Annotated in this window: 22 protein-coding genes and 1 tRNA gene; 13 read left to right on the top strand and 10 right to left on the bottom strand. The window is 52.4% G+C overall.

Going from position 1 to position 24,183, the window contains the following annotated elements:
* Nucleotides 1-84: 84 nt before the first annotated feature.
* Nucleotides 85-161 (bottom strand) — tRNA-Met (locus tag OGW44_RS23935).
* A 205-nt stretch (nt 162-366) separates the two neighbouring features.
* Here OGW44_RS23935 and mltA point away from each other — a divergent pair.
* Nucleotides 367-1,464: a murein transglycosylase A gene (gene mltA / locus OGW44_RS23940; protein ID WP_019077597.1), complete on the top strand. Its 1,098-nt coding sequence runs from the start codon at nt 367-369 to the stop codon at nt 1,462-1,464.
* Nucleotides 1,465-1,503: 39 nt separating this feature from the next.
* Complete coding sequence (gene tcdA / locus OGW44_RS23945) at nt 1,504-2,310, top strand: tRNA cyclic N6-threonylcarbamoyladenosine(37) synthase TcdA (RefSeq protein ID WP_019077596.1); 807 nt, start codon at nt 1,504-1,506, stop codon at nt 2,308-2,310.
* A 45-nt stretch (nt 2,311-2,355) separates the two neighbouring features.
* Here the strand turns inward: tcdA and csdE are convergent, their stop codons facing one another.
* Nucleotides 2,356-2,799, bottom strand: coding sequence for a cysteine desulfurase sulfur acceptor subunit CsdE (csdE, locus tag OGW44_RS23950; RefSeq protein WP_016154263.1), 444 nt, complete (start codon nt 2,797-2,799; stop codon nt 2,356-2,358).
* The gene (gene csdA, locus OGW44_RS23955) at nt 2,799-4,004 is read right to left on the bottom strand and encodes a cysteine desulfurase CsdA (protein WP_101700181.1); all 1,206 of its coding nucleotides are present in this window, start codon (nt 4,002-4,004) and stop codon (nt 2,799-2,801) included. Before csdA ends, csdE begins: the two co-directional genes overlap by 1 nt.
* 192 nt (nt 4,005-4,196) lie before the next feature.
* On the opposite strand from csdA, the gene OGW44_RS23960 reads away from it, so the two are divergent.
* The 4 genes from OGW44_RS23960 (at nt 4,197) to rlmM (ending at nt 7,212) form a co-directional block, all read left to right on the top strand.
* Nucleotides 4,197-4,424, top strand: coding sequence for a YgdI/YgdR family lipoprotein (locus OGW44_RS23960; protein ID WP_016154261.1), 228 nt, complete (start codon nt 4,197-4,199; stop codon nt 4,422-4,424).
* A gap of 363 nt (nt 4,425-4,787) precedes the next feature.
* A complete protein-coding gene (gene gcvA, locus OGW44_RS23965; protein WP_016154260.1) occupies nt 4,788-5,705 on the top strand; it encodes a glycine cleavage system transcriptional regulator GcvA in 918 nt (305 codons plus the stop codon).
* Nucleotides 5,706-5,723: 18 nt separating this feature from the next.
* Complete coding sequence (locus tag OGW44_RS23970) at nt 5,724-6,119, top strand: DUF423 domain-containing protein (RefSeq protein WP_003034037.1); 396 nt, start codon at nt 5,724-5,726, stop codon at nt 6,117-6,119.
* Nucleotides 6,112-7,212: a 23S rRNA (cytidine(2498)-2'-O)-methyltransferase RlmM gene (gene rlmM / locus OGW44_RS23975; protein ID WP_003034040.1), complete on the top strand. Its 1,101-nt coding sequence runs from the start codon at nt 6,112-6,114 to the stop codon at nt 7,210-7,212. The genes OGW44_RS23970 and rlmM overlap by 8 nt, the downstream gene beginning before the upstream one ends.
* A 35-nt stretch (nt 7,213-7,247) precedes the next feature.
* Here the strand turns inward: rlmM and fucR are convergent, their stop codons facing one another.
* The 4 genes from fucR to fucI all read right to left on the bottom strand — a co-directional run bounded on the left by fucR (nt 7,248) and on the right by fucI (nt 11,751).
* Nucleotides 7,248-7,976 carry an L-fucose operon activator gene (gene fucR / locus OGW44_RS23980; protein ID WP_185654459.1) on the bottom strand — a complete coding sequence of 243 codons (729 nt, stop codon included), beginning with the start codon at nt 7,974-7,976 and terminating at the stop codon, nt 7,248-7,250.
* Between the two features lie 57 nt (nt 7,977-8,033).
* The gene (gene fucU, locus OGW44_RS23985; RefSeq protein ID WP_103766718.1) at nt 8,034-8,456 is read right to left on the bottom strand and encodes an L-fucose mutarotase; all 423 of its coding nucleotides are present in this window, start codon (nt 8,454-8,456) and stop codon (nt 8,034-8,036) included.
* 1 nt (nt 8,457) lies between these two features.
* Nucleotides 8,458-9,876: an L-fuculokinase gene (gene fucK / locus OGW44_RS23990; protein WP_185654460.1), complete on the bottom strand. Its 1,419-nt coding sequence runs from the start codon at nt 9,874-9,876 to the stop codon at nt 8,458-8,460.
* A gap of 99 nt (nt 9,877-9,975) precedes the next feature.
* Entirely contained in the window at nt 9,976-11,751 is a 1,776-nt protein-coding gene (gene fucI / locus OGW44_RS23995) for an L-fucose isomerase (protein ID WP_075847504.1), read from the bottom strand.
* A 463-nt stretch (nt 11,752-12,214) separates the two neighbouring features.
* On the opposite strand from fucI, the gene OGW44_RS24000 reads away from it, so the two are divergent.
* From OGW44_RS24000 to fucO, 7 genes are all read left to right on the top strand, one after another.
* Entirely contained in the window at nt 12,215-13,714 is a 1,500-nt protein-coding gene (locus OGW44_RS24000; protein ID WP_019077590.1) for a sugar ABC transporter ATP-binding protein, read from the top strand.
* Between the two features lie 3 nt (nt 13,715-13,717).
* Nucleotides 13,718-14,701: an ABC transporter permease gene (locus OGW44_RS24005; protein ID WP_003034055.1), complete on the top strand. Its 984-nt coding sequence runs from the start codon at nt 13,718-13,720 to the stop codon at nt 14,699-14,701.
* 73 nt (nt 14,702-14,774) lie between these two features.
* Nucleotides 14,775-15,725: an ABC transporter substrate-binding protein gene (locus tag OGW44_RS24010; protein WP_016157361.1), complete on the top strand. Its 951-nt coding sequence runs from the start codon at nt 14,775-14,777 to the stop codon at nt 15,723-15,725.
* 53 nt (nt 15,726-15,778) lie between these two features.
* Nucleotides 15,779-17,359, top strand: coding sequence for an FGGY-family carbohydrate kinase (locus OGW44_RS24015; protein WP_016157360.1), 1,581 nt, complete (start codon nt 15,779-15,781; stop codon nt 17,357-17,359).
* Between the two features lie 66 nt (nt 17,360-17,425).
* On the top strand, nt 17,426-18,424 hold the full coding sequence (locus OGW44_RS24020; protein ID WP_016154251.1) for a LacI family DNA-binding transcriptional regulator: 999 nt from the start codon (nt 17,426-17,428) through the stop codon (nt 18,422-18,424).
* Between the two features lie 141 nt (nt 18,425-18,565).
* The gene (gene fucA, locus OGW44_RS24025; RefSeq protein WP_003034062.1) at nt 18,566-19,213 is read left to right on the top strand and encodes an L-fuculose-phosphate aldolase; all 648 of its coding nucleotides are present in this window, start codon (nt 18,566-18,568) and stop codon (nt 19,211-19,213) included.
* A gap of 27 nt (nt 19,214-19,240) precedes the next feature.
* Nucleotides 19,241-20,389, top strand: a complete 1,149-nt coding sequence (gene fucO / locus OGW44_RS24030; RefSeq protein WP_046276144.1) for a lactaldehyde reductase — start codon at nt 19,241-19,243, stop codon at nt 20,387-20,389.
* Nucleotides 20,390-20,480: 91 nt separating this feature from the next.
* On the opposite strand, the gene xni is transcribed toward fucO, so the two are convergent.
* The 3 genes from xni to OGW44_RS24045 all read right to left on the bottom strand — a co-directional run bounded on the left by xni (nt 20,481) and on the right by OGW44_RS24045 (nt 24,084).
* On the bottom strand, nt 20,481-21,236 hold the full coding sequence (xni, locus tag OGW44_RS24035; RefSeq protein ID WP_016154249.1) for a flap endonuclease Xni: 756 nt from the start codon (nt 21,234-21,236) through the stop codon (nt 20,481-20,483).
* Nucleotides 21,237-21,373: 137 nt separating this feature from the next.
* Nucleotides 21,374-22,741, bottom strand: coding sequence for an L-serine ammonia-lyase (locus OGW44_RS24040; RefSeq protein WP_185654461.1), 1,368 nt, complete (start codon nt 22,739-22,741; stop codon nt 21,374-21,376).
* A gap of 53 nt (nt 22,742-22,794) precedes the next feature.
* Complete coding sequence (locus OGW44_RS24045; protein WP_016154247.1) at nt 22,795-24,084, bottom strand: HAAAP family serine/threonine permease; 1,290 nt, start codon at nt 24,082-24,084, stop codon at nt 22,795-22,797.
* Between the last annotated feature and the right edge of the window lie 99 nt (nt 24,085-24,183).

A 24,183-nucleotide genomic window follows, 5' to 3' on the forward strand; every position in this document is an offset into this window, starting at 1 on the left:
GACCTTCGGGTTATGAGCCCGACGAGCTACCAGGCTGCTCCACCCCGCGTCACCGTACTGCTTTATATTTTATCAAATTTTAATTGGTTGCGGGGGCCAGATTTGAACTGACGACCTTCGGGTTATGAGCCCGACGAGCTACCAAGCTGCTCCACCCCGCGTCCGTGGATGCGCACTATACTCTGCTCGCATTTTCATGCAACCCTTTTTTCACCTTGATCACGTTTTTAAGGTGAAAATGAACAAAAACAACGCATTCTGGATTGTTTTTTGCTCAAAATTTGCGTTCGGGTATGTATACGCATTTCATTAGGTTCGGGGGTTTGTTATCTTCGTCTCGCATTCAGGCAACATAAGACGAGAACAATGAAAGGACGTTGGGCAAAATATCTTCTTGCGGGAGCTGTCGTCGCGATGCTCGCCGCGTGTTCCTCAAAACCCACCGATCGTGGGCAGCAGTATAAAGACGGGAAATTTACCCAGCCTTTCTCACTGGTGAACCAGCCTGATGCGGTTGGCGCACCAATCAATGCCGGTGATTTCGCCGAGCAGGTTAATCAAATTCGCAGCGCTTCGCCACGTTTGTACGGCAACCAGAGCAACGTTTACAACGCTATCCAGCAGTGGTTACGTGCGGGCGGTGATACGCGCAGTATGCGCCAGTTTGGTATTGATGCCTGGCAAATGGAAGGGGCGGACAACTACGGTAACGTCCAGTTTACCGGTTACTACACGCCGGTTATTCAGGCGCGCCATACGCGCCAGGGCGAGTTTCAGTATCCTATCTATCGCATGCCGCCAAAACGTGGGCGCTTACCAAGCCGTGCCGAGATTTACGCGGGCGCGCTGAGCGACAACTACATTCTGGCGTACAGCAACTCCCTGATGGATAACTTCATTATGGATGTGCAGGGCAGTGGTTACATCGATTTTGGCGATGGCAGTCCGCTTAACTTCTTTAGCTATTCCGGGAAAAACGGCCACGCCTATCGCAGCATCGGTAAAGTGCTTATCGACCGTGGCGAAGTGAAAAAAGAAGATATGTCGATGCAGGCTATTCGCCATTGGGGTGAAACGCACAGCGAAGCCGAAGTGCGTGAGCTGTTGGAGCAGAACCCATCGTTTGTCTTCTTTAAACCGCAATCTTTTGCACCGGTCAAAGGGGCCAGCGCGGTACCGTTGATTGGCCGCGCGTCTGTGGCTTCTGACCGCAGTATCATTCCGGCGGGCACAACATTGCTGGCGGAAGTCCCGTTACTGGACAATAACGGCAAGTTTACCGGCCAGTACGAACTGCGCCTGATGGTGGCGTTAGATGTGGGTGGCGCTATTAAAGGGCAACACTTCGATATCTATCAGGGCATTGGTGCTGACGCCGGACACCGTGCGGGGTGGTATAATCACTACGGTCGCGTCTGGGTACTGAAAACAGCGCCGGGTACGGGTAACGTGTTCAGCGGTTAATAGCCGGATGGCGCTCGATATTAATGAATTTGAGGTGTTATGTCTGTGGTTATCAGTGATGCCTGGCGCCAGCGTTTTGGCGGTACGGCGCGTCTGTATGGCGAAAATGCGCTGCAGTTGTTTGCCCAATCGCATGTTTGTGTGGTCGGGATTGGCGGGGTAGGGTCGTGGGCGGCGGAAGCGCTGGCGCGTACCGGTATTGGCGCCATCACGCTCATCGATATGGATGATGTGTGCGTCACCAATACTAACCGCCAGATCCATGCTCTGCGCGATAACGTCGGCCTGGCAAAAGCTGAAGTGATGGCTGAACGTATCCGTCAGATTAACCCGGAGTGCCGGGTGAACGTGGTCGATGATTTTGTCACGCCGGATAATGTTGCTGAGTATATGAGTGCGGGTTATTCGTATGTCATTGATGCGATTGATAGCGTGCGCCCAAAAGCGGCACTAATCGCCTGGTGTCGGCGTAACAAAATTCCGCTGGTGACCACCGGTGGTGCGGGAGGGCAGATCGACCCGACGCAGATACAGGTCGTTGATTTGGCAAAAACTATCCAGGATCCGCTGGCAGCCAAGCTACGCGAGCGGCTGAAAAGCGATTTTGGCGTGGTGAAAAACAGCAAAGGCAAGCTGGGCGTGGACTGTGTGTTCTCGACCGAAGCGCTGGTTTACCCGCAGGCAGATGGCTCGGTATGTGCGATGAAGGCGACGGCGGAAGGGCCGAAGCGCATGGATTGCGCATCCGGTTTTGGCGCGGCCACTATGGTGACCGCCACCTTTGGCTTTGTTGCCGTCTCACACGCGCTGAAGAAGATGATGGCGAAAGCGGCGCGCCAGAGTTGAGTGTTGTGCCGGATAAGACGCGTTCGCGTCGCCATCCGGCAACCATCAAACCTGTCGGGCAGCCTCAAGAATCGCCTCGTTCAGAGCATGCAGCCCCTGGGTACGCGAGGCGCTGAGCTGCGCGCGTAAACCTAGCTCGTCAAATAATGCCATAGGCGAATGCGCCAGTAACTCGGCTGCGGTTTTACCTTCAACCGCCGTGAGTAATACCGCCAACAGCCCGCGTACAATGCGACCTTCGCTGTCGCCGAAGAAATGCAAAGTACCATTCTCATGAAGGGTATGCCCCAGCCAAACGCGGTTTTCGCAGCCCGCGATCTCTTTGGCCTGCGCCTTTAGCGAATCCGGAAGCGCTGGCAACTGCTTACCCAGCAGAATCAGCTGGCGATATTTATCTTCCCACTGGGTGAGCGGGGTAAAGGTATTGCGTAACGTCTCTTCCGTTACGGTTGTGCCAAACGGGTGTCCGGCGAACAGAGGGCTTGTCATTAATCCACCAATATTTCCAGCGCGCGGTCAACGGCTGCGACCAACGCATCTACATCACTTTGCGTATTATAAGGTGCAAATGAGGCGCGTAGCGTCCCGGATACGCCCAGTTCTGCCAGCAGCGGTTGCGCACAGTGTTGTCCTGCACGCAGTGCAATGCCATATTCGGCCAGCAACGTCACCATGTCGCTGTGATGAACCCCTGCGAAATCAAAGGCTAACAGACTGGAGTCCTGGCAGCGGAAGGAGCGAAAGCCGGGGCGTTTCGCCAGCGCATCTTCTGCCAACGTCGCCAGACCCCGACTCCAGTTTTCGGCCTGCACCACGTCAACGTCCGCCAGCCATTCGAGCGCCGCGCTTAGTCCGATAACGCCAGCAACGTTAGGCGTACCGGCCTCCAGCTTCCATGGAGCAGCCTGGGGGGTGAAACCGTCAAAACTGACTTCGCTAATCATTTTACCGCCACCGAGCCAGGGAGACATGGCATCCAGCAGTTCCGGTTTACCGTACAGCACGCCAATGCCGGTGGGGCCATACAGCTTGTGGCCCGAGAACGCATAGAAATCAATGTCTAATTGCTGTACGTCGGCGGGGAAATGGACAATCCCCTGGGCACCATCCACCATCACCACCATGCCAGCCGCATGGGCGAGCGTAATGGCGCGGGCTAAATCCGGGCAACCGCCGGTAACGTTCGACATCTGCCCAAGCGCCAGAATGCGGCTGCGTGGAGTGATGAGTTGCGCGAGGCTTTCAACGTCTGGCAATAAATGGGCGTTAAGCGGCAGCCTGACGACCTTCGCCCCCGTTTGCTCCGCCACCATCAGCCAGGGCACGAGGTTGGCATGATGCTCTGCTGCGCTAACGATAATCTCATCACCCGGTTGTAAGCGCGGTCGCGCATAGCTTTGGGCAACCATGTTGATCGCTTCCGTCGTACCGCGGGTCCAGACGATTGTTTTGTCATCCGGCGCATTAATCAGGCTTGCGACTTTTTCCCGCGCGGCTTCATAGCGTGCGGTCAGGCGCTGTGCTTCGGCAAACTGGCTGCGATGGACGTTCCCGGCGCTCAGGCTATAAAACTGATGGGTGGCCTCAATCACTGCCTGCGGCTTCAGTGCTGTAGCAGCGCTGTCGAGATAGACGCCAGCATCGTTGAGTGCGGGAAATTGCGCGCGAAACTGCGCGGGGTTAAAAGCGTTCATGGTATTCCTCAGTTCAGTAAACCGATCGTGGCGCAAAAAGGGCGCTGATACAAGGGGTGTGCTAACCATCGGAATACTCTGGATATCCTGGCAAAGTCCACGCAGTGTCTTATGCTATATACCGTTAGGCGAGCAATTTAGCCTGTTACGGAGTGTGTTTTTAATAGCATAAATCGCTTTAAGGAGAAAAAGATGAAAAAGACTGCCGCAATTATCTCTGCTTGTATGCTGACTTTTGCCCTGAGCGCCTGTTCTGGTTCGAATTACGTGATGCACACCAATGATGGTCGATCAATCGTATCTGATGGTAAGCCACAGACCGACAATGAAACGGGGATGATTTCGTATAAAGACGCTAACGGCAACAAACAGCAGATTAACCGTACCGATGTGAAAGAGATGGTAGAACTGGATAACTAACCGGTCGTCCATCGACAAAGAGTCGGACAAAAAAAAGCACCGCAATTTGGCGGTGCTACATTAATCACTATGGACAGACAGGGTAAATGTACAGGAAGTGAAAAAGGGTAGCTTTGCTACCATGGTCTGAATCGCAGACCAATTGCAAACACAACAACACAACATCACAACCGTAAGCCAAAAGCCCACCAGAACACGCATTCCGATAAAACTTTTCGTTCCGGCTTCAGGAAGTGCCGCCACTATAGGTATTTGCTGGTAGAACCTCAACGGACAATTTATAATGGCTCAGATAAAAAAAACTAATAGGTTACAGCCTGTTGGTTAATTGTTAAATTCATTTAACATCAAAGCCTAAAAGTCATGTCAAAACGATTACCACCCCTAAATGCGTTGCGTGTTTTTGATGCTGCAGCGCGTCATTTGAGCTTTACTCGCGCAGCAGAAGAGCTTTTTGTGACGCAGGCCGCAGTAAGTCATCAAATCAAGTCACTTGAGGATTTCCTGGGGCTGAAGCTGTTTCGTCGTCGCAATCGATCTTTGCTGTTAACGGAAGAAGGCCAAAGCTACTTTCTCGACATCAAAGAGATTTTTTCGCAATTAACCGACGCGACGCGTAAACTTCAGGCACGCAGTGCAAAAGGTGCGCTCACCGTGAGTTTATTGCCCAGTTTTGCAATCCAATGGATGGTTCCCAGACTCTCTAGCTTTAACTCAGCTTATCCGGGAATCGATGTCAGGATCCAGGCGGTGGACCGTCAGGAAGACAAACTGGCTGACGATGTTGATGTGGCGATTTTCTACGGACGCGGCAACTGGCCGGGTCTGCGCGTTGAAAAATTGTACGCAGAATATTTATTGCCGGTCTGCTCGCCGCTATTACTCACCGGTGATAAACCGCTAAAGACGCCCGAAGATCTGGCGAAACACACATTATTGCACGATGCGTCGCGCCGTGACTGGCAAGCCTATACGCGCCAGCTTGGCCTGAATCATATCAACGTACAGCAGGGACCCATCTTCAGCCATAGCGCCATGGTGCTCCAGGCTGCTATCCATGGACAGGGAATTGCGTTGGCTAATAACGTCATGGCGCAATCCGAAATAGAAGCCGGACGTCTGGTCTGTCCGTTTAATGATGTTCTGGTCAGCAAAAACGCATTTTATCTGGTTTGTCATGACAGTCAGGCAGAACTGGGTAAAATAGCCGCCTTCCGTCAGTGGATTCTGGCGAAAGCGGCCACGGAACAAGAAAAATTCCGCTTTCGTTATGAACAATAATTTACGTAGGGTATTCACATGACCAGCCGTTTTATGCTGATTTTTGCCGCCGTAAGTGGCTTTATCTTTGTGGCGTTGGGCGCCTTTGGGGCACATGTTCTGAGTAAAACCCTCGGTGTCGTTGAGATGGGGTGGATCCAGACTGGCCTCGAGTATCAGGCGTTCCATACGCTGGCTATATTTGGCCTGGCCGTCGCCATGCAGCGGCGTATTAGCATTTGGTTTTACTGGAGTAGCGTGTTTTTGGCATTAGGAACGGTGCTGTTTAGCGGCAGCCTGTATTGCCTCGCGCTCTCGCATTTACGCCTGTGGGCGTTTGTTACCCCTGTCGGTGGTTTCAGCTTCCTTGTGGGCTGGGCGCTGATGTTAGTGGGCGCTATTCGATTGAAACGTAAGGGCGTTAGCCATGAATAAGGTTGTATTGTTGTGTCGCCCAGGTTTTGAAAAAGAGTGCGCCGCAGAAATTACGGATAAAGCAGGACGCCGGGAAATCTTCGGTTTTGCCCGCGTGAAAGACAATGCGGGTTACGTCATCTTCGAATGCTATCAGCAGGACGATGCCGAAAAGTTAGTGAAAGAGTTGCCGTTTAGCTCGCTGATTTTTGCCCGTCAAATGTTTGTGGTGGGCGAACTGCTGCAATATTTACCGCCGGAAGACCGCATTACGCCGATTGTCGGCATGTTGCAGGGCGTGGTAGAGAAAGGCGGCGATCTGCGCGTTGAAGTTGCTGATACCAATGAAAGCAAAGAGTTGGTTAAATTTTGCCGTAAGTTTACCGTACCGCTGCGCGCGGCGCTGCGGGAAGCGGGCGTGCTGGCAAAGTATGAAACGCCAAAACGTCCGGTGGTTCATGTGTTCTTTATCGCACCTGGCTGCTGCTATACCGGCTATTCCTGGCCTGACAATAACTCCCCGTTCTACATGGGCATTCCGCGTCTGAAGTTCCCGGCCGATGCGCCGAGCCGTTCAACACTGAAGCTGGAAGAAGCGCTGCACGTGTTTATTCCTGCCGATGAGTGGGATGAACGTCTGGCTAACGGAATGTATGCGGTGGATTTAGGGGCATGCCCGGGCGGTTGGACCTATCAACTGGTTAAACGCAACATGTGGGTTTACTCCGTGGATAATGGTCCGATGGCGCAAAGCCTGATGGATACCGGACAAGTTACCTGGCTGCGCGAAGACGGATTTAAGTACCGGCCAAATCGCAATAACATTTCGTGGATGGTTTGCGACATGGTGGAAAAGCCCGCGAAGGTTGCCGCCCTGATGGCGCAGTGGCTGGTCAACGGCTGGTGTCGTGAGACTATCTTCAACCTCAAGCTGCCGATGAAAAAACGCTACGAAGAGGTGTCGCAAAACCTGGCTTATATTCAGGCACAGCTTGACGAGCATGGCGTAAATGCCCAGATTCAGGCGCGTCAGCTGTATCATGACCGTGAAGAAGTCACCGTGCACGTCCGTCGCCTGTGGGCTGCTGTTGGTGGTCGTCGCGACGAGCGATAAGGTAAAATTGCAGGCCGGATGAAGGCGTAAATGTCTCATCCGGCCTGCATTGTTTCAATCATCGGCGTATCTGAAATAATATGGGTCACATCATCCAGATGCCCAATCCGGGCCTCTCCCGAACGATTAAATTTACTTTTATCGATCAGCAATAATGACTGCGCTGCGCGCTTAAGCAGAATGGACTTGAAGTCGGCATTGGTCGCGTTAGAGTCCCAGAGTGCGCCGTCGCTGTCGATCCCTGCGCAGGAAAAAATAAACAGATCGATCTCGAGTGGTTTGAGCTGCGAGATGAGCGAGGGGTTAACATAGCAACCGTATTTACGCTCAAGGCGACCGCCGGAGCTGATTAGCTGAAGGTGTTCGCGTTTAGCCAATTCCTGGCAAATGGGCTGGCTGTTGGTAAAGACGTGAATGTTGATGTCCGGTAACTGTCGCGCCAGGTACCAGCACGTTGAGCTGGCGTCCAGGGCTATCACCATACCTTCTTCGATCCATGCCAGCGCTTCGCGGGCAATATTCGCTTTGTGGGCATAGTGGCTTTTGAGTCGTATATGAAACGGGTCGCCGCTGTCCTGATTCTCCCGATGAATCACTTTGGCCCGCCCGTGATTGCGCAGCACTTTTCCCTGGGCTTGTAACTCGCTGAGATCGCGGCGGATGGTCTCTTTGCTGACCTTAAGTTGCAAAGCAAGGGTTTCGGTTGTCAGATTTTTGTGGTTAGTAAGCAGATCTACGATCGCCTGCTGGCGCGCCGCTTTCATGTTCTGATCCTCATTTTATGATGAATGCCCGTAGCTGACGGGCATTCAGACCAGAGATTACGGGGTTACTCCTTTTTTTAATAGAATATTCCCGTACTTTGCCCGCTCTCCTGTGATAACGATCGCAAACGCCTGTTGCGCGCGTTCATAGAAGGCATAGCGGTCAATACGCGTGATGTCCGGGCAGGGGGTTTGCAGTGAAAGCGCCTGACGATAGCGGGCCTCGACGTCAGGATCGAGGGCATCGCCTTCAACAGCCGCCATCATCACCAGCGATGGGGCATAGCTGTCCAGTTCAAAGAGCGGAATAATCGCCTGTAGCAGGTCGCTGACCAATAGACCGTCGGCGCGGATAACCTGTGGTCCCATGCTGTGGGCCGGGAAGTGGGCATCGGAAAATATAATCTCATCGCCGTGGCCCATCTCAGCCAGCACCTTCAGCAGGTCGGGCGAAATTAAGGGAGATATTGTTTTGAGCATGTTACTCGACTCCTGTTAGTTCGGATTCGGTTTGCGGATAGAAGTAACGGTACTGGTAGCGTACCTGCCCGCGTGCCTGTTCCGGTGAGGCAAATTCCCCAATGCCCGACCACGCAAACATTGCGGCACCTGCCACGGTGGTTTCGGCGTCATCCAGCACTTTGACAGGTATCCCGAGAACATTCGCTTTGATCTGATTCCACAACGCGTTACGGCTTCCCCCACCAACCAATAGCAGTTCTGTGGCCTGGAAATGACCGATTTTTTCCAGCGTATGGAGGTTTCGCTGCAGCTGTTCTGTCAGTCCTTCCAGCGCGGCGCGATAAAAGTGCCCACGGGTGGTATTGAGCGTAACCCCTTGCCAGCCCGCATTCTGACAGGCCAGCAGGTCGCAGTGCATCTTCACGCCTTCGGCGCCTGCCGGGATGGCCCTGGCTTCGTCAATCAACGTCTGCCAGGGGGTGTCGGCAGTCCACAACAGCTTACGCACCCACTCAAGTACACCGGAAGCCAGCCACTGCATGCCGGGGTTATTCAGTCCAGCCTGGCTATCCAGCTCACAAGTGGAACCCGCATATTGGCTGAGCTGGGAGGTATCCACCTGCGCACTGCGCACCATCAGAATTTCCCATGTGCCGGAAGAGAGCACCGGTTCATCTGGTTGGGCTCCAGCGCCAAATAGCGCAAACTGCGTGTCGTGTCCGGCAGAGATGACCGGAATTCCCGCCGTAAGCCCGAGCAGGCTGGCAGCCTCTGGTTGCAAAGCCCCAATCTGTTCGCCTGCTTCAACCAGGCGCGGGAACAGACGGCGCGGTATGCCCGTAGCCTGCAAAATGTCATGACTAAAATCGCGCTGCCGGATGTCCAGCAACTGGCTGGTGCCCGCCATGGTGATATCTGTAGTGAACTCGCCGGTTAAACGGTGGTTGATAAGCGACGAGATAAACAACCAGGCGTGCGCTTGCTCCAGAAATTGCGGATGGTTTTCTTGCAGCCACACCAGTTTATACAGCGTGTTGAAGCTAAATGCGCCGACGCCGGAAATTTCCTGCAATTGCTGCGGTGATATGTAGTGGTGAATATTCTCCATCACCGCTGCGGTGCGTGGACATTTCCAGCTAATCACCGGATACAGCTGCTTGCCGTTCTTATCAACCAGCGCGCCGTCTACGCCAAAAGTGGTGACGGCGATCCCGCGGACATGGCAGGCGGCCAGTTGCGTGCAGAGGCGCTGACAGCAATCGGCGAAGCGTTGCAGAATGGACTCCAGCGACCATTGATGCCAGGTACTGTTTTCTGTTGCGATGTCACTGGCGTTCGGGGTTGCTGCGCGGGCGACAATCTTTCCCTGTCGGTCAACGGCGATAGCCCGCACGTTGGTCGCGCCACAGTCGAGAACCAGGATAACGTCTTGTTTCATAATCGCTCCCCAAACGTAGCCGGATGGCGCAGCGCTTACCCGGCCTACAAAATTCACTGCGCAGGCCCGGTAAGCTTGCGCCACCGGGCCAGAGTCGCATTAACGCTTATACAGCGGGCCGTAGTTCTGGCAGGCGCGATAATCCTGGCCTTCCATATCCATACCATGGGCTGCCCAGGCTGAAGGGCGGTAAATTTTTTCGTCTTCCACGTTGTGCATACAAACCGGGATACGCAGCATGGCGGCGAGCGTAATAAAGTCCGCGCCCACGTGACCTATCGTCAGTACGCCGTGGTTTGCGCCCCAGTTAGCCATGACGGAATAGACATCGCTGAACGGGCCTTTACCGGTTAAGCGCGGGGCAAACCAGGTGGTTGGCCAGGTGGAGTTGGTGCGCGCATCAAGCTGGTCGTGCATCTCTTTCGGCAATTCCACGCTCCAGCCTTCCGCGATTTGCAGCACCGGGCCCAGGCCTTTGATGATGTTGATGCGGGTCATGGTGAACGGCACGCCGCCCTCGGTCAGGAAGCGAGAAGAATAGCCGCCGCCGCGGAAGTATTCGTGAATAGCCGGACACCATTCGGTAGCCGCCAGGCAATCATCCGCCTCTTTCTGTGAGATTTCCCAGTGCGGCTTCATGGTCGGTTTCCCTTCGCCGTCGCGCTGTTTGCAGGAGCCATCCAGCGCTGCCGAGCCGGAGTTAATCAGGTGAATAATACCGTGCTCAGCAAGGCCGGTCAGCGGTTTACCCGTGACGCGTTCAACCGCCTCTGGCGACCAGTAGGTGCGCACATCGGCAAAGACCTGCGCTGTGCCGGTGAGTTGATGACCAAACAGCATCGCCACGCCGTTCAGGCTGTCGTTTTCGGTGGCGACAACGAACGGTTCGCGAATGCCGTTCCAGTCAAAGGAGCTGTTGAGCAGTGCTTCGGCGGTATCGCCATTCGGGTATTGATCGGTCCAGTGACGCTGGCCCTGGAAGCCTGCGGCAATCGCGTTGTACCCCAGCGACTCTTCAACCCGACCTTTGTCTGCCAGTTTCTGGTTACCCTGCATCATGTCGCGAATACACATGGCCATCAGCAGGCTCTCTTTCAGCACCGCACGGCTCTGCTCTGCGTTACGCTTATATTGCTGTGCGTTCTGATCTTCACCGTAGCGGAAGTTTTTATCCGCCCACGCCAGCGCCATTTCCAGCTCAGCTTCGTCATAGATTTTTTGGTCGATGCGACGGCGCAGTTCGGTCATATCAACGGGTTGAACCTTCATTCCCAGCCAGGATTCAAAGAAGTTATGATCGACAATCGAGCCGGCAATGCCCATTGAAACGCCGCCTACGGACAGGTAGCTTTTGCCTTTCATACTGGCAACCGCCAGGCCCGCGCGGGCAAAGCGCAGCAATTTTTCTTCAACATCGGCAGGGATCGTGGTATCGCCGGCATCCTGTACGTCATGGCCGTAAATAGAGAAGGCGGGAAGTCCTTTTTGATTATGCGCAGCCAATGCTGCGGCCAGATAAACTGCGCCGGGACGTTCTGTTCCGTTAAAGCCCCAGATAGCTTTCGGGCGCATCGGATCCATGTCGATGGTTTCGCTACCGTAGCACCAGCATGGGGTAACAGTAATCGTCACGCCTACGTTCAGGCTGCTGAATTTTTCTTCACAGGCGGCAGATTCAGCCATCCCGGCAATGCAAGTGTCGGCAATCACACATTCAATTTGTGCGCCACTGGCGTGACGAAGTTTCTCTGTGATCAGCGCAGCAGTGGCTTTGGCCATATTCATGGTTTGCTCTTCGAGCGATTCACGAACACCCATACGGCGCCCATCAATCACCGGACGAATTCCAATTTTCGGTAAGCTATTTTTGTTCATTCGAGGTTCCTCATCTCACTTTATGCCGTGCTGCAAAAGCGGATGTTGAACACCACCGTCGCAGTTGGCTGAATAACCCATTTTTGCTAACTCGAGTTAGCTTAGGTATTAGAGAGTTTTTTGCACAACTTTTTTGTTGTGGAACTGTGAGAGGCTTCACGAGAAGTGGTTAAAATTCGATCTGCGTCAAATAAACCAGGACGGGTATTTTCAATAAATCCTTTTTAAATTAATTGGTTGTAATAAATTGTCTGTTCAGCGTCACAGTTTTAAACCAAATGATTTGGCTATTTTGAGTAGCTAAAATAGCTTTAAAAGGCACTTCGCTAACTCGAGTTAGCATAATTGATAAAACGCATATGAACTTATAGGTAGTATTCGCATTAACGGTGACGATGGCTTCCTGGCAACGTTTTGCGCCTGATTCACTGATTGCAGTTTCTGTATATTGAGGAAAGCAGCAATGTCTGAAACATTTTTACAGATGAGTCATATTACGAAACGTTTTCCCGGCGTATTAGCGTTGAGTAATGTGGATTTTGCTTTACGCAAAGGAGAGGTTCATGCGCTGCTGGGTGAGAATGGCGCAGGAAAGTCTACGTTGATGAAGATTTTATCCGGTGTTTATCAGCCTGATGAAGGGGATATTATTTTTGAGGGACAACCTGTTACTTTTGCGAACCCGTTGAGTGCACAAAGCGCAGGTATCACCATCATTCACCAGGAGTTTAACCTTTTCCCTGAACTCACGGTGGAAGATAATATATTTATTGGCAGGGAGTTTTGCAAAAATAATCGCTGGCGTCTGGATGAAAAACAACAGCGACAGGCAGCTATCGATATTTTGCAAAAATTAAACCTGAATATCTCTCCAGAAACGCTGGTGGCCGATCTGACCGTCGCGCAACAACAAATGGTTGAGATTGCTAAAGCGATATCGGTGAATGCCAAGATTCTTATTATGGATGAACCGACGGCAGCGCTAACTGAAACGGAAATTGACAGCTTATTTCAGGTAACTCGTTTGCTGAAAGAACAGGGAACGGGCATTGTTTATATCTCGCACAGGTTAGAGGAACTGGCGCTGATCGCCGATCGCGCGACGGTGATGCGGGATGGCCAGTTTATTGCCACTGTGGATTATGATGCGGTCAAAATTAGCGATCTGATTGCCATGATGGTTGGGCGCGATCTTGGCAATATCTATCCTCGCCGCGAACCTTTGGCTCAACGCAAGCCGGTGTTGGAAGTAAGCGGTCTGACGCGCAATGGCGTATTGAACAATATTGATTTCACTCTGTATCAGGGCGAAATTTTGGGCTTCGCCGGTCTGATGGGGGCAGGACGTACTGAGCTGGCGCGGGCGATTTTTGGTGCGGATCCCATTGATGGCGGAACCCTCAAGCTGAACGGTAACGTGACGGTAATTAAAGATATTCCTGATGCTATCAAACAGGGTATCAGCTATTTAACCGAGGACAGGAAAAAAGAGGGGCTGGCATTAGGACTGTCCGTTGAGCGCAATATTATGTTGGGCAATTATCCTGAGTATTCCGATCGTTATGGCAACGTGGACAGCAAACGTTGTCAGAAAACCAGCGAAGAACAGGTGAAAGCCCTACGCATTAAAACACCACATTTAGAACAGGCTGCTCTGAATTTAAGTGGTGGTAATCAGCAGAAAATTATTATTGCCAGATGGGTGTGTAAAGACACCGATATTCTCATCTTTGATGAACCCACTCGCGGTATTGATGTGGGTGCCAAACTTGAGATTTATGAATTAATGAATCGACTGGTGGCAAAAGGGAAGTCAATTATCATGATCTCCTCTGAATTACCGGAAGTGCTGGGTATGTGCGATCGCATTTTAGTGATGCGTAATGGACGTATTACCGGGGAGTTAGCTTCTGATGACGCCACACAAGAAAAAATCATGCAATATGCGACGTTAGAGGACTAATTTATGACTATCTCTGTAACCTCTTCAGACAGCAATAATAAGAAAATAAAAATTAACAAAGAACTTTTAATGCGCCTTGCGCCGCTTTTGAGTCTGATTATTTTAGTAATATTTTTTAGCTTTGGTTCGCCATTTTTCTTTAACACTGAAAACATCATGACAATCGCTCTGCAAACTTCAGTGATTGGCATTATGGCGATTGGCGTTACCTTCGTCATTATCACGTCAGGAATCGACCTTTCTCTTGGCTCGGTGGTGGCCTTTTCGGGTGTTGCGGTAGGCATCAGCGCCACGCTGGGATTGCCTCTGCCCGTATGTATTCTGGCCGGGGTGCTGGCCGGTGGATTATGCGGCTATATCAATGGTCTGCTGGTCACCAAAATGACTATCCCACCTTTTATCGCCACGCTGGGCCTGATGATGTCCGTCAGAGGCATCAATATGGTGATGACAGATGGTCGTGCGATTTATTTCGCTGATTACCCCACCTTCAAAATGCTGGCCCAGGGACGTTTGTTCGATGTGTTGCCTTATCCCGTTTTTTACCTGGTGGTGGTGGCGCTAATCGCCGCCTACATCCTGAAGAAAACGGTGATTGGTCGCTATGTTTACGCTGTGGGTAGCAATGAGGTGGCCGCACACCTTTCCGGAATTAAAGTTCAACGCGTCAAAATTTTCGTCTACGCCTTTTGCGGTCTGCTGACCGGGATCGCCGGGGTTATTCTGGCCTCACGTCTGAACTCTGGTCAGCCAACGGTTGGCGTGGGTTATGAACTGGAAGCCATCGCGGCGGTTGTTATTGGCGGTACGAGCCTGATGGGAGGAATTGGCACCATCGGCGGGACTATCATCGGCGCATTCATTATGAGCGTGTTGAAAAATGGTCTGAACCTGATGGGGGTTTCCCAGTTCTGGCAAATGGTGGCCATGGGCGTGGTGGTCATTGCTGCGGTTTATCTCGATACATTACGCAAAAAAATTCGTTGATTTACGCTCCCGGAAGTCACGGGGCATCATAACCCTGACGTTTAGGGTGACTCACTCAGAACGGAGTAAAACAATGAGAACCAGGAATTTTGTCTATGCGTTATCCCTGCTGGCCTGTATGACATCCAGCGTATTGGCTAAAGATATGAACCTTCCGGTGGTCAGTAAAGGTTTCCAGCATGAATTCTGGCAAACCGTAAAAATGGGGACGGAAGCGGCAGCAAAAGAGTCGGGTGATAAAACCAGCTATGTCGGCCCGGCGGATGAAACTCAGATTGCCGAGCAGATTCAGCTAGTTGAAAACGCGATGGCGCAAAAACCCAATGGGCTATTGCTGGCAGCGTTAGATGCCAATGCGCTGGCGCCATTAGTTGAGACCGCAAATTCACGCGGCATTAAAGTTGTGACGTTTGACTCCGGTGTGAATTCCGATATCCCAGTGAGCTTTGTCGCCACGAATAACCGTAAAGCCGGTGCTGAAGCGGCGGATGCACTGGCAGCGGAAGTGGGCAGCAAAGGTAAAGTGGGCATTATTGCGCACGTAGCGGGGACCTCCTCAGCGATTGAGCGTTCGGAAGGGTTTATTGCCCGCATGAAAGAGAAATACCCGGAAATCCAGGTGCTACCGGTCCAGTACAGCGATGGCGATCCGCAAAAAGCGATGGATAAAACCATCGATATGATCCAGGCCAACCCTGATATTGCAGGGATTTATGGCACCAATGAAGGCTCAACGCTGGGCGTAGCAAACGCCATTGATAGTCAAAACCTGAAAGGTAAAGTGAAAGTGATTGGTTTTGATAGCACCGAGGCAATCATTGCTTTCCTGAAGTCTGGGGTCATTCAGGGCTTTGTCGTGCAGGACGCTTATCAGATTGGCTACCAGGGTATCAAGACACTAAATGCAGCGGTATCGGGTCAGTCTGTACCGAAAGAAATTGATATTCCGGTTAAATTCGTTAATGCGAAGAACATTGACACCCCGGAAATTGACAAGCTGTTACACCCATTCGGTAAAAAATAACACCGTTGGGGCGAAGTGCTCGCCCCATCATTCGCCAGCGTCAGGGAGTTACTATGGGCAGTGGATATTTCCTCGGTGTGGATGTCGGTTCCGCCAGCGTCAGGGCTGGTGTCTTTGATGCCAGTGGCAAACGGCTGGCTTTTGCGACACACGCCATCTCGCAGTTTCGACCCGGTCCTGAGCGGGTTGAGCAGTCATCTGCAGAAATCTGGCAGCAGGTTTGCCATGCAGTGAAGGAGGCGGTGTCGTCATCCGGGGTTCGCATTGAGGAGATTCGCGCATTGGGATTTGATGCCACCTGTTCATTGGTGGCACTGGATGAGCAGGGGCGGGGTCTGGCAGTTTCACCAGGCGAACCATCAGACCATAACATCATCATGTGGATGGATCATCGTGCGGCGCAGGAGACGCAACGTATAAACGCCACGCAGGATCCGGCTCTGCGCTACGTTGGCGGTGAAGTCAGCGTCGAAATGGAGCTTCCTAAAGTACTGTGGTTGAAAAACCATTTTCCAGCCACCTGGCAGAGTGCGTATCGCTTCTACGATCTGGCGGACTTTCTGGTCTCTAAAGCTACCGCCTGTGATGTTGCTGGTCTGTGCACGCTGACCTGTAAATGGAACTATCTGGCACATGAACAACGCTTTAGCCACTCTTTGCTTGACGCTGTTGAGCTAACGGATTTGTTGGGCAAAATCCCGTCGCGGATCCTGCCGCCAGGCGCCGCCGTTGGAACGCTTAGCACCGATGCGGCCCAGGCGCTGGGGCTGACGACTGCAGTGGTCGTCGCCAGCGGAATGATTGATGCCCATGCGGGCGGAGTAGCGCTTGCCGGTGTTGAGCCTGAGGGGACGTTGGCGTTGATCAGCGGAACGTCAAATTGCCATATGCTGTGCAGCGAGCAGGAAATTCATACACCTGGTGTATGGGGGCCGTACTGGTCAGCCATGCTGCCAGGCTACTGGCTGACAGAAGGGGGGCAAAGTGCCGCTGGGGCGTTAGTCGACTGGACGCTTCAGGAGTCAGGAGCCAGCGCGGCGCTATTTCACAAGGCTGAGGCGCGGGGTTGCCATCCCATCGTTTTAGTTAATGAATGGGTTGCCGCACTTGAGGCGCAGGAGTCAGAGCCTGGTCGTTATTTGCATGTGCTGGCCGATCATCACGGCAATCGTTCACCGCGCGCGCGACCCGATGCCCGGGGGAGTGTTTGCGGTTTGACTCTTGAGCGAGGCGAGATGCAGGTTGCTCGTCTGTACCTGGCGACATTACAGGCGATCGCCTGCGGTACGCGGCATATTATGGAAGTGATGCGCGAAAACGGTCACACCATTTCCCGACTGACGCTGTGCGGCGGCGCAACGCATAACCCACTGTGGTTGCGAGAATATGCCGATGCCACCGGATGCGATATTCATCTGATGCAGGAAGAGGATGCAGTGACGTTAGGTGCGGCCATCACCGGCGCGGTTGCCTGCGGCGCGTGGGAAAATATTCCATCTGCATGCCAGGCGATGGTTCGATCTGGCGAGGTGATTAAGGCTAACCCGGCACGGCGGAACTTCTATGACCGCAAATATCAGGCTTATCTGATGATGTGGGATCAGCAGCAGGCGATTAACCAACTTATGCAGTAAGACAAAAGTTTAAAATACTTTTATGATTGTAGATTGACGTTTTTGGATGTGAACTGGGGCATATAAATGGCTAAAACAGTAGAACAGATAGCCAGCGATCTGAATTTATCGGTTACGACCGTACGACTGGTGCTGAACGGGAAAGCAGAGCAATATCGAATCAGTGTCAAAACCCAAACGCGTATTAATGAATATGTCGAGCGCTATGGTTACGTCATTAACCATTCAGCACGCAGCCTGAAATTGAATAAAACGGATACGTTGGGATTGATTGTGCCCAATATTTCCAACGTGTTTTTTGCCACACTCGCAGAAAAACTTGAGCAACGCTGTCGTCGTTCCGGTTATCAGCTAACGATTAGCTGTACCTATGACGATGTTGATTACGAAAATAAACTGACTAAAGCGTTAATAGCTCGCAATGTCGATGGCCTTTTTATTGTTCCCTCAACATTAGAGAATCAGCAGCACCATTTACGTCAGGTCAGAAAACCGATGGTGTTACTTGACCGTGATTTTAAGTATACCGATAACGCTCTGGTAGAAAGCCATAACATTTTGGGCGGCGAAAAATTGACGCAAAGTTTGTTTGACGCTGGAAAGTCGCCGATCTGGTTTTTGGTGGGAGATACCGGATTACCCAGCATCGGCGACCGTTTGCAAGGTTATCTTAATGCATTGAACAATAATGGTATTTTGCATAGCGATTGGGTGCGCGAAGGGCCGGACAACACGCCCGAGGGTGGTTATCGACTGATGGATGAGTTGATCGGCGAACAGGGCTGTCCACAGGCATTTATCGCCTCATCATTACCCGTACTGGAGGGGGCCATTAATGCTATTCGTAATCGTTTTGGCACAATTCCACCTGAAATTAACATTGGGACATTCGATGAACACCCAATGCTGGGATTCCTCGCCAATAATGTCTGGTCAATGCAGCAGGATGAAAATGTTTGGGCGGAAAAAGCGTTCGATATGATGATGAGTGCTATTGATGACCAGCCAATTAAAGAAACTGTAAAAGTTGAGATGAAACTTATTAAGCGCGTAAGACAACCTTAATACGCCGCTATAAATAAATCGGCCTACTGAACCTGAATATATACGTTCAGTGGCTGCCTGTATCTGAAACCTGACCCGTCTTACTCTGCGGCTGCATTTTTCGCAATAAAGACGAGGGGAAACTGTACCCGGAGAATCATTATGGAAAGAATGCGTTTGTCGCGAGAAATCATTGAAACCTGCCTTGAAATGACCAGCCTTGGATTGAATCAGGGGACGGCGGGAAATGTGAGTGCGCGTTATGAAAATGGGATGCTGATCACGCCCAGCGGTATTCCTTACGAAAGACTTACTGAAAATATGATCGTGTATGTAGATAACGACGGGAAATATGATAAAGGACAATTACCCTCCAGTGAATGGCGTTTTCACCTGGCGGCATACCAGACGCGTCCCGATGCCAATGCGGTTGTCCATAACCATGCCGTACATTGCACGGCCGTTTCTATTCTTAATCGCCCTATCCCGGCAATTCACTACATGATTGCGGCGGCTGGGGGGAACTCTATTCCGTGTGCGCCTTATGCGACGTTTGGTACACGAGAGCTGTCAGAGCATGTGAGCGTCGCCCTGAAAAACCGTAAGGCAACGCTTTTACAGCACCATGGGTTGATTGCTTGTGAAGCGAATTTGGAAAAAGCACTGTGGTTGGCGCATGAAGTGGAAGTTCTGGCCCGCCTTTATCTGAGCACGCTGGCGATTGTTGACCCGGTGCCGGTGCTGGATGACGAGGAGATCGCCATTGTGCTGGAGAAATTCAAATCTTACGGATTACGCATTGAAGAGTAATTTCGCATAGCGAAAAGGAGAAATACGATGGCGAACAGAATGATTCTGAACGAAACGGCATGGTTTGGCCGGGGAGCTGTTGGTGCATTAACCGATGAAGTCATCCGTCGTGGTTATCGCAAAGCGTTGATTGTGACTGATAAAAATCTGGTGCAGTGCGGCGTTGTCGATAAGGTGACTTCCCGAATGGATGCTGCTGGTCTGGCATGGGAAATCTATTCAGGCGTTATTCCTAACCCAACCATTGCGGTGGTGCAGGAAGGGTTGGGTGTCTTTCAGCAAAGCGGCGCAGACTATCTGATCGCCATCGGCGGAGGCTCCCCTCAGGATACCTGTAAAGCGATTGGCATTATCAATAATAACCCTGAGTTTGCGGATGTACGCAGCCTTGAAGGGTTATCGCCAACGCGCAACCCGAGCGTGCCGGTTATGGCTATCCCCACCACCGCGGGAACGGCAGCGGAAGTGACCATTAACTACGTGATCACTGACGAAGAAAATCGGCGTAAGTTTGTTTGTGTCGACCCCCATGACATCCCACAGGTAGCGTTCATCGATGCAGACATGATGGACGGCATGCCAGCGGCGCTAAAAGCCGCCACCGGAGTGGATGCCCTGACCCATGCTATTGAGGGGTACATTACGCGGGCGGCGTGGGCGCTTACCGATGCGCTGCACATTAAAGCCATTGAAATGATAGCTGGGGCATTACGTGGTTCCGTTGCGGGCGATACCCAGGCCGGGGAAGCGATGGCGCTGGGCCAGTACGTGGCCGGGATGGGCTTTTCCAACGTTGGTCTGGGATTAGTGCATGGAATGGCACACCCGTTAGGCGCGTTTTATAACACGCCGCACGGCGTAGCAAATGCCATTTTGCTGCCGCACGTGATGCGCTATAACGCCGAATTCACCGGGGAAAAATTTCGCGATATCGCCCGGGTGATGGGAGTTAAGGTTGAAGAACTGACGCTGGCAGAGGCACGTAAAGCGGCAGTAGATGCCGTCTTCGCCCTTAACCGCGATGTAGGGATCCCACTGCATTTACGCGATGTTGGCGTACGTAAAGAGGATATTCCTGCGCTGGCACAGGCGGCATTTGACGATGTTTGTACCGGGGGAAATCCCCGTGAAGCGAATCTTGGGGATATCGTTGAGCTGTACCACACCGCCTGGTAATTTTTCAGCGTGACGGCGTGAAAGCCTTATCCGGCCTACCGGGGTGTTCGACGTGTAGGCCAGATAAGCACAGCGCCATTTGGCAACAGACCTATCGCACCAACCGTAATTGCTGCAGGTTTCCGTCGATATGTAAGTCCGTTTGCAGCCGTGCGATATCGCGACACAGAAACGCCATCTCCTGGTGCATCTCTAGTTTTTTGCGCCACTTGTCCGGTACTTCATCAAGATGCGCGTAAATGCCTTCTAGATGTTGAAACTGTACGAGCAGCTGCGTGGCGCTTTTGGGACCAATACCTGCAACCCCCGGTACTTTCGAACTGCTGATCCCGGCCAGTCCCCAGTAATCAGGCAACTGCTGCGGCAGCACGCCAAACTCTTTCTCAATAAACGGTGCATCCAGCCAGCGTTTTTGGAAGTAGTCACGAATACGCAGCGTCGGGGAGAGCAACTGACAATAGCCTTTATCGGTTGAGACGATGGTAGCCTGATGTCCCGCCTGGCTCACTTTAACCGCCAGGGTTGCGGCTAAATCATCGGCTTCATTCCCGCTGGAGACCCAACAGCAGACGCCGCGCTGTTCAAAAGCGGCGCGTAAGGCGGGCATTTCCTGGTGCAATTCATCAGGCATCGGGGGGCGACCTGCTTTGTAGTCAGGCAACCGTTGGTGACGCCAGCCGCTGTTGCGCGCTTCATCATCGAATACCGCCACGGCGTGCGTAGGCTGACTGTGCACAATCAACTGATCGAGCGCGTGCTGGCACGTCTCTACGCAGGGTGAGCCCTGTACGGCGTGAATGCGGCGGATAAGGTTCAGTGCATCGACAATGAGCAGGTGGACGGCCACGGTGTTCTCCCTAACAAATAAGTTTGTAGGGTAACATTCACGGCGAGGGGAGGCGAGTGTTGCGAAATAGCGTTATCCGTAGACCGGATGGCGGCGAGCGCCTTATCCGGCCTACAGACTCTGAAACGTGGTGGGACTTAATCGCAGGTGACAATCTTCATCGCCAGACCGCCGCGAGATGTTTCACGGTATTTGGCGTTCATGTCTTTACCGGTTTCGTACATGGTCTCGATGACTTTATCAAGGCACACGCGCGGTTCGCTGATACGGCGCAGCGCCATACGTGCGGCGTTCACTGCTTTAACCGAAGCAATGGCGTTACGCTCAATGCACGGTACCTGCACCTGACCGGCAACCGGATCGCAGGTCAGACCCAGGTTATGTTCCATACCGATTTCCGCCGCGATGCACACCTGCATTGGGCTACCGCCCAGCAGTTCAGCCAGACCGGCCGCAGCCATGGAGCAGGCAACGCCGACTTCACCCTGACAGCCCACTTCGGCGCCAGAGATAGAGGCGTTCATCTTGTACAGTGAACCAATGGCGCTCGCGACCAGCATGTAGCGTGCCAGCGAGTTAGCATTCACTTCGCGGATAAACTTGTCGTAGTACGCCAGCACGGCAGGAACAATCCCGCATGCGCCATTAGTTGGCGCCGTAACCACGCGTCCACCGGCAGCGTTTTCTTCGTTCACGGCCAGCGCGAACATGTTGATCCAGTCAACAACCGCCATCGGATCAGTGGTGGTTTTGTCGCTGCTGACCAGCATACGACGCAGCGCCGCCGCGCGACGTGGAACGCGCAGTTTGCCCGGCAATACACCTTCGGTGGTGATGCCGCGCTCAATCCCGCTGCGCATGACGTCCCAGACGTTGGCGAAGTGTTGTTCCAGCTCTTCTTTGCTGTGCAGCGCCAGTTCGTTTTGCATCATCAGACCGGAAAGTGACAGGCCGGTTTCCTGGCAATGACGTTGCAAATCAGCCGCAGATTTATACGGATACGGCACGTTTACCGGAGAGTTGTTCGGTAAACCAAAATGTTCTTCATCAACGATGAACCCACCGCCAATGGAATAGTAAGTCTGGCTGTAAATGGCTTTTTCGCCCGCCAGTGCGGTAATACGCATCCCGTTTTCGTGCAGGGACAGATTGTCCGCATGGAAATTCATGCACTTGTCGACCGGGAACTCGACCTCATGTTGACCGTCCGCCAGCAGCAAACGTCCATGAGTATTCACATCCTGGATAAAGGCCGGGATGGCATCAATGTCTACGGTATCCGGCAGATTACCCGCCAGGCCCATAATAATAGCGATGTCGGTATGGTGACCTTTCCCCGTCAGAGACAAAGAGCCATAGACATCAACCACTACGCGGGTTACGTCAGTGAGAATTCCGCGTGCAATCAGGTCATCCGTGAATTGTTTGCCTGCTTTCATCGGGCCAACAGTGTGGGAGCTGGAAGGGCCAATGCCGATTTTGAAAATATCGAATACGCTAATCATGAGGCGTCCATTGTGTATCGAGGTGCGCCGCCCCGAGGAGCGGCGCAGGGGAATTAACTGAACAGAGAGTAGAAAATAGCGGAGATAGCGATCAGGCCCATAATCACAACGAAGACGTTGCTGATATGGCCGCTGTATTTACGCATTGCCGGTACTTTCTGAATTGCATACATCGGCATCAGGAACAGAATCATCGCGATGATTGGGCCACCCAGGGTTTCAATCATACCGAGGATACTTGGGTTCAGCGTCGCCACAATCCAGGTGGTTACCAGCATGAACAGCGCAGTGATTTTGTTCAGTTTGTTGATTTCGATGGTTTTGCCTTTGCCGCGCAGAGACTTAATCACCATACCGTTGAAACCTTCACGTGCGCCCAGGTAGTGGCCGAGGAAGGATTTGGTGATAGCGATAATCGCGATGATCGGTGCCATCCAGGCAATGATCGGCGCGTTAAAGTGGTTTGCCAGGTAAGACAGGATAGAGATGTTCTGCTCTTTCGCTGCAGCCAGATCCGCTGGGGTCAGGCTAAATACGCAGCTGAAGACGAAGAACATAACGGTCAGCACCATCATGATGTGAGCGAATGCCAGAATCTTAGAGCATTTCTTCTCAGCTTCATCACCGTATTCTTCACGCTTCGCCACGGCGAAGGAGGAGATGATTGGTGAGTGGTTGAAGGAGAACACCATTACCGGAATTGCCAGCCACAGGGTCAACAGCAGTCCGTTGCCGGTGGTTGCTGCAGAGTCAAAGGACAGGGTTTCCAGAACTGCACCGCTCCACTGAGGGATCAGGTACAGCGCCAGCAGCATCAGGGCGGCAACAAACGGGAATACCAGGATGCTCATCGCCTTCACGATCATCTGCTCACCGAAACGCACGATGGTCATCATGCCGACAATCAGGATCAGAGACAGGATTGCGCGCGGCGGCGGCGTAATTGCCAACTGGTGGGTCAGGAAGCTTTCGACGGTGTTGGTGATTGCTACGCTGTAGACCAACAGAATTGGGTAGATAGCGAAGAAGTAGAGCAGGGTAATCAGTTTTCCTGCGCCTACACCAAAGTGTTCTTCTACAACTTCAGTAATGTCTTCACCCGGATTTTTACCGGACAGCACGAAGCGAGTCAGGCCGCGGTGTGCAAAGAAGGTCATTGGGAAAGCGAGGATCGCCATGATGATCAGCGGAATCATACCGCCTACGCCTGCGTTAATCGGCAGGAACAATACACCCGCGCCAATCGCCGTGCCGTAAAGGCCCAGCATCCACATGGTGTCTGTCTTGCGCCATGCGCTGCGGGTCTGGCCCGTAACGATAGTGCTGGTTTGAGTGTTTTCCATCTATTTCTCCTGGAGGAAGCTTAAAAAGTCGGGTTTGGGGTCAATCCAATGAGAAAATACCCGACTGTAAATCGAAATTCGTTGAGCGATTTTTTATAT

Source organism: Citrobacter sp. Cb023 (assembly GCF_030336805.1).
Taxonomy (GTDB): domain Bacteria; phylum Pseudomonadota; class Gammaproteobacteria; order Enterobacterales; family Enterobacteriaceae; genus Citrobacter; species Citrobacter braakii.

Bases quoted from the DNA above. Each gene is read 5' to 3' on its own strand.
- mltA (WP_019077597.1), top strand. From the start codon at position 367: ATGAAAGGACGTTGGGCAAAATATCTTCTTGCGGGAGCTGTCGTCGCG.
- tcdA (WP_019077596.1), top strand. From the start codon at position 1,504: ATGTCTGTGGTTATCAGTGATGCCTGGCGCCAGCGTTTTGGCGGTACG.
- csdE (WP_016154263.1), bottom strand. From the start codon at position 2,799: ATGACAAGCCCTCTGTTCGCCGGACACCCGTTTGGCACAACCGTAACG.
- csdA (WP_101700181.1), bottom strand. From the start codon at position 4,004: ATGAACGCTTTTAACCCCGCGCAGTTTCGCGCGCAATTTCCCGCACTC.
- OGW44_RS23960 (WP_016154261.1), top strand. From the start codon at position 4,197: ATGAAAAAGACTGCCGCAATTATCTCTGCTTGTATGCTGACTTTTGCC.
- gcvA (WP_016154260.1), top strand. From the start codon at position 4,788: ATGTCAAAACGATTACCACCCCTAAATGCGTTGCGTGTTTTTGATGCT.
- OGW44_RS23970 (WP_003034037.1), top strand. From the start codon at position 5,724: ATGACCAGCCGTTTTATGCTGATTTTTGCCGCCGTAAGTGGCTTTATC.
- rlmM (WP_003034040.1), top strand. From the start codon at position 6,112: ATGAATAAGGTTGTATTGTTGTGTCGCCCAGGTTTTGAAAAAGAGTGC.
- fucR (WP_185654459.1), bottom strand. From the start codon at position 7,976: ATGAAAGCGGCGCGCCAGCAGGCGATCGTAGATCTGCTTACTAACCAC.
- fucU (WP_103766718.1), bottom strand. From the start codon at position 8,456: ATGCTCAAAACAATATCTCCCTTAATTTCGCCCGACCTGCTGAAGGTG.
- fucK (WP_185654460.1), bottom strand. From the start codon at position 9,876: ATGAAACAAGACGTTATCCTGGTTCTCGACTGTGGCGCGACCAACGTG.
- fucI (WP_075847504.1), bottom strand. From the start codon at position 11,751: ATGAACAAAAATAGCTTACCGAAAATTGGAATTCGTCCGGTGATTGAT.
- OGW44_RS24000 (WP_019077590.1), top strand. From the start codon at position 12,215: ATGTCTGAAACATTTTTACAGATGAGTCATATTACGAAACGTTTTCCC.
- OGW44_RS24005 (WP_003034055.1), top strand. From the start codon at position 13,718: ATGACTATCTCTGTAACCTCTTCAGACAGCAATAATAAGAAAATAAAA.
- OGW44_RS24010 (WP_016157361.1), top strand. From the start codon at position 14,775: ATGAGAACCAGGAATTTTGTCTATGCGTTATCCCTGCTGGCCTGTATG.
- OGW44_RS24015 (WP_016157360.1), top strand. From the start codon at position 15,779: ATGGGCAGTGGATATTTCCTCGGTGTGGATGTCGGTTCCGCCAGCGTC.
- OGW44_RS24020 (WP_016154251.1), top strand. From the start codon at position 17,426: ATGGCTAAAACAGTAGAACAGATAGCCAGCGATCTGAATTTATCGGTT.
- fucA (WP_003034062.1), top strand. From the start codon at position 18,566: ATGGAAAGAATGCGTTTGTCGCGAGAAATCATTGAAACCTGCCTTGAA.
- fucO (WP_046276144.1), top strand. From the start codon at position 19,241: ATGGCGAACAGAATGATTCTGAACGAAACGGCATGGTTTGGCCGGGGA.
- OGW44_RS24040 (WP_185654461.1), bottom strand. From the start codon at position 22,741: ATGATTAGCGTATTCGATATTTTCAAAATCGGCATTGGCCCTTCCAGC.
- OGW44_RS24045 (WP_016154247.1), bottom strand. From the start codon at position 24,084: ATGGAAAACACTCAAACCAGCACTATCGTTACGGGCCAGACCCGCAGC.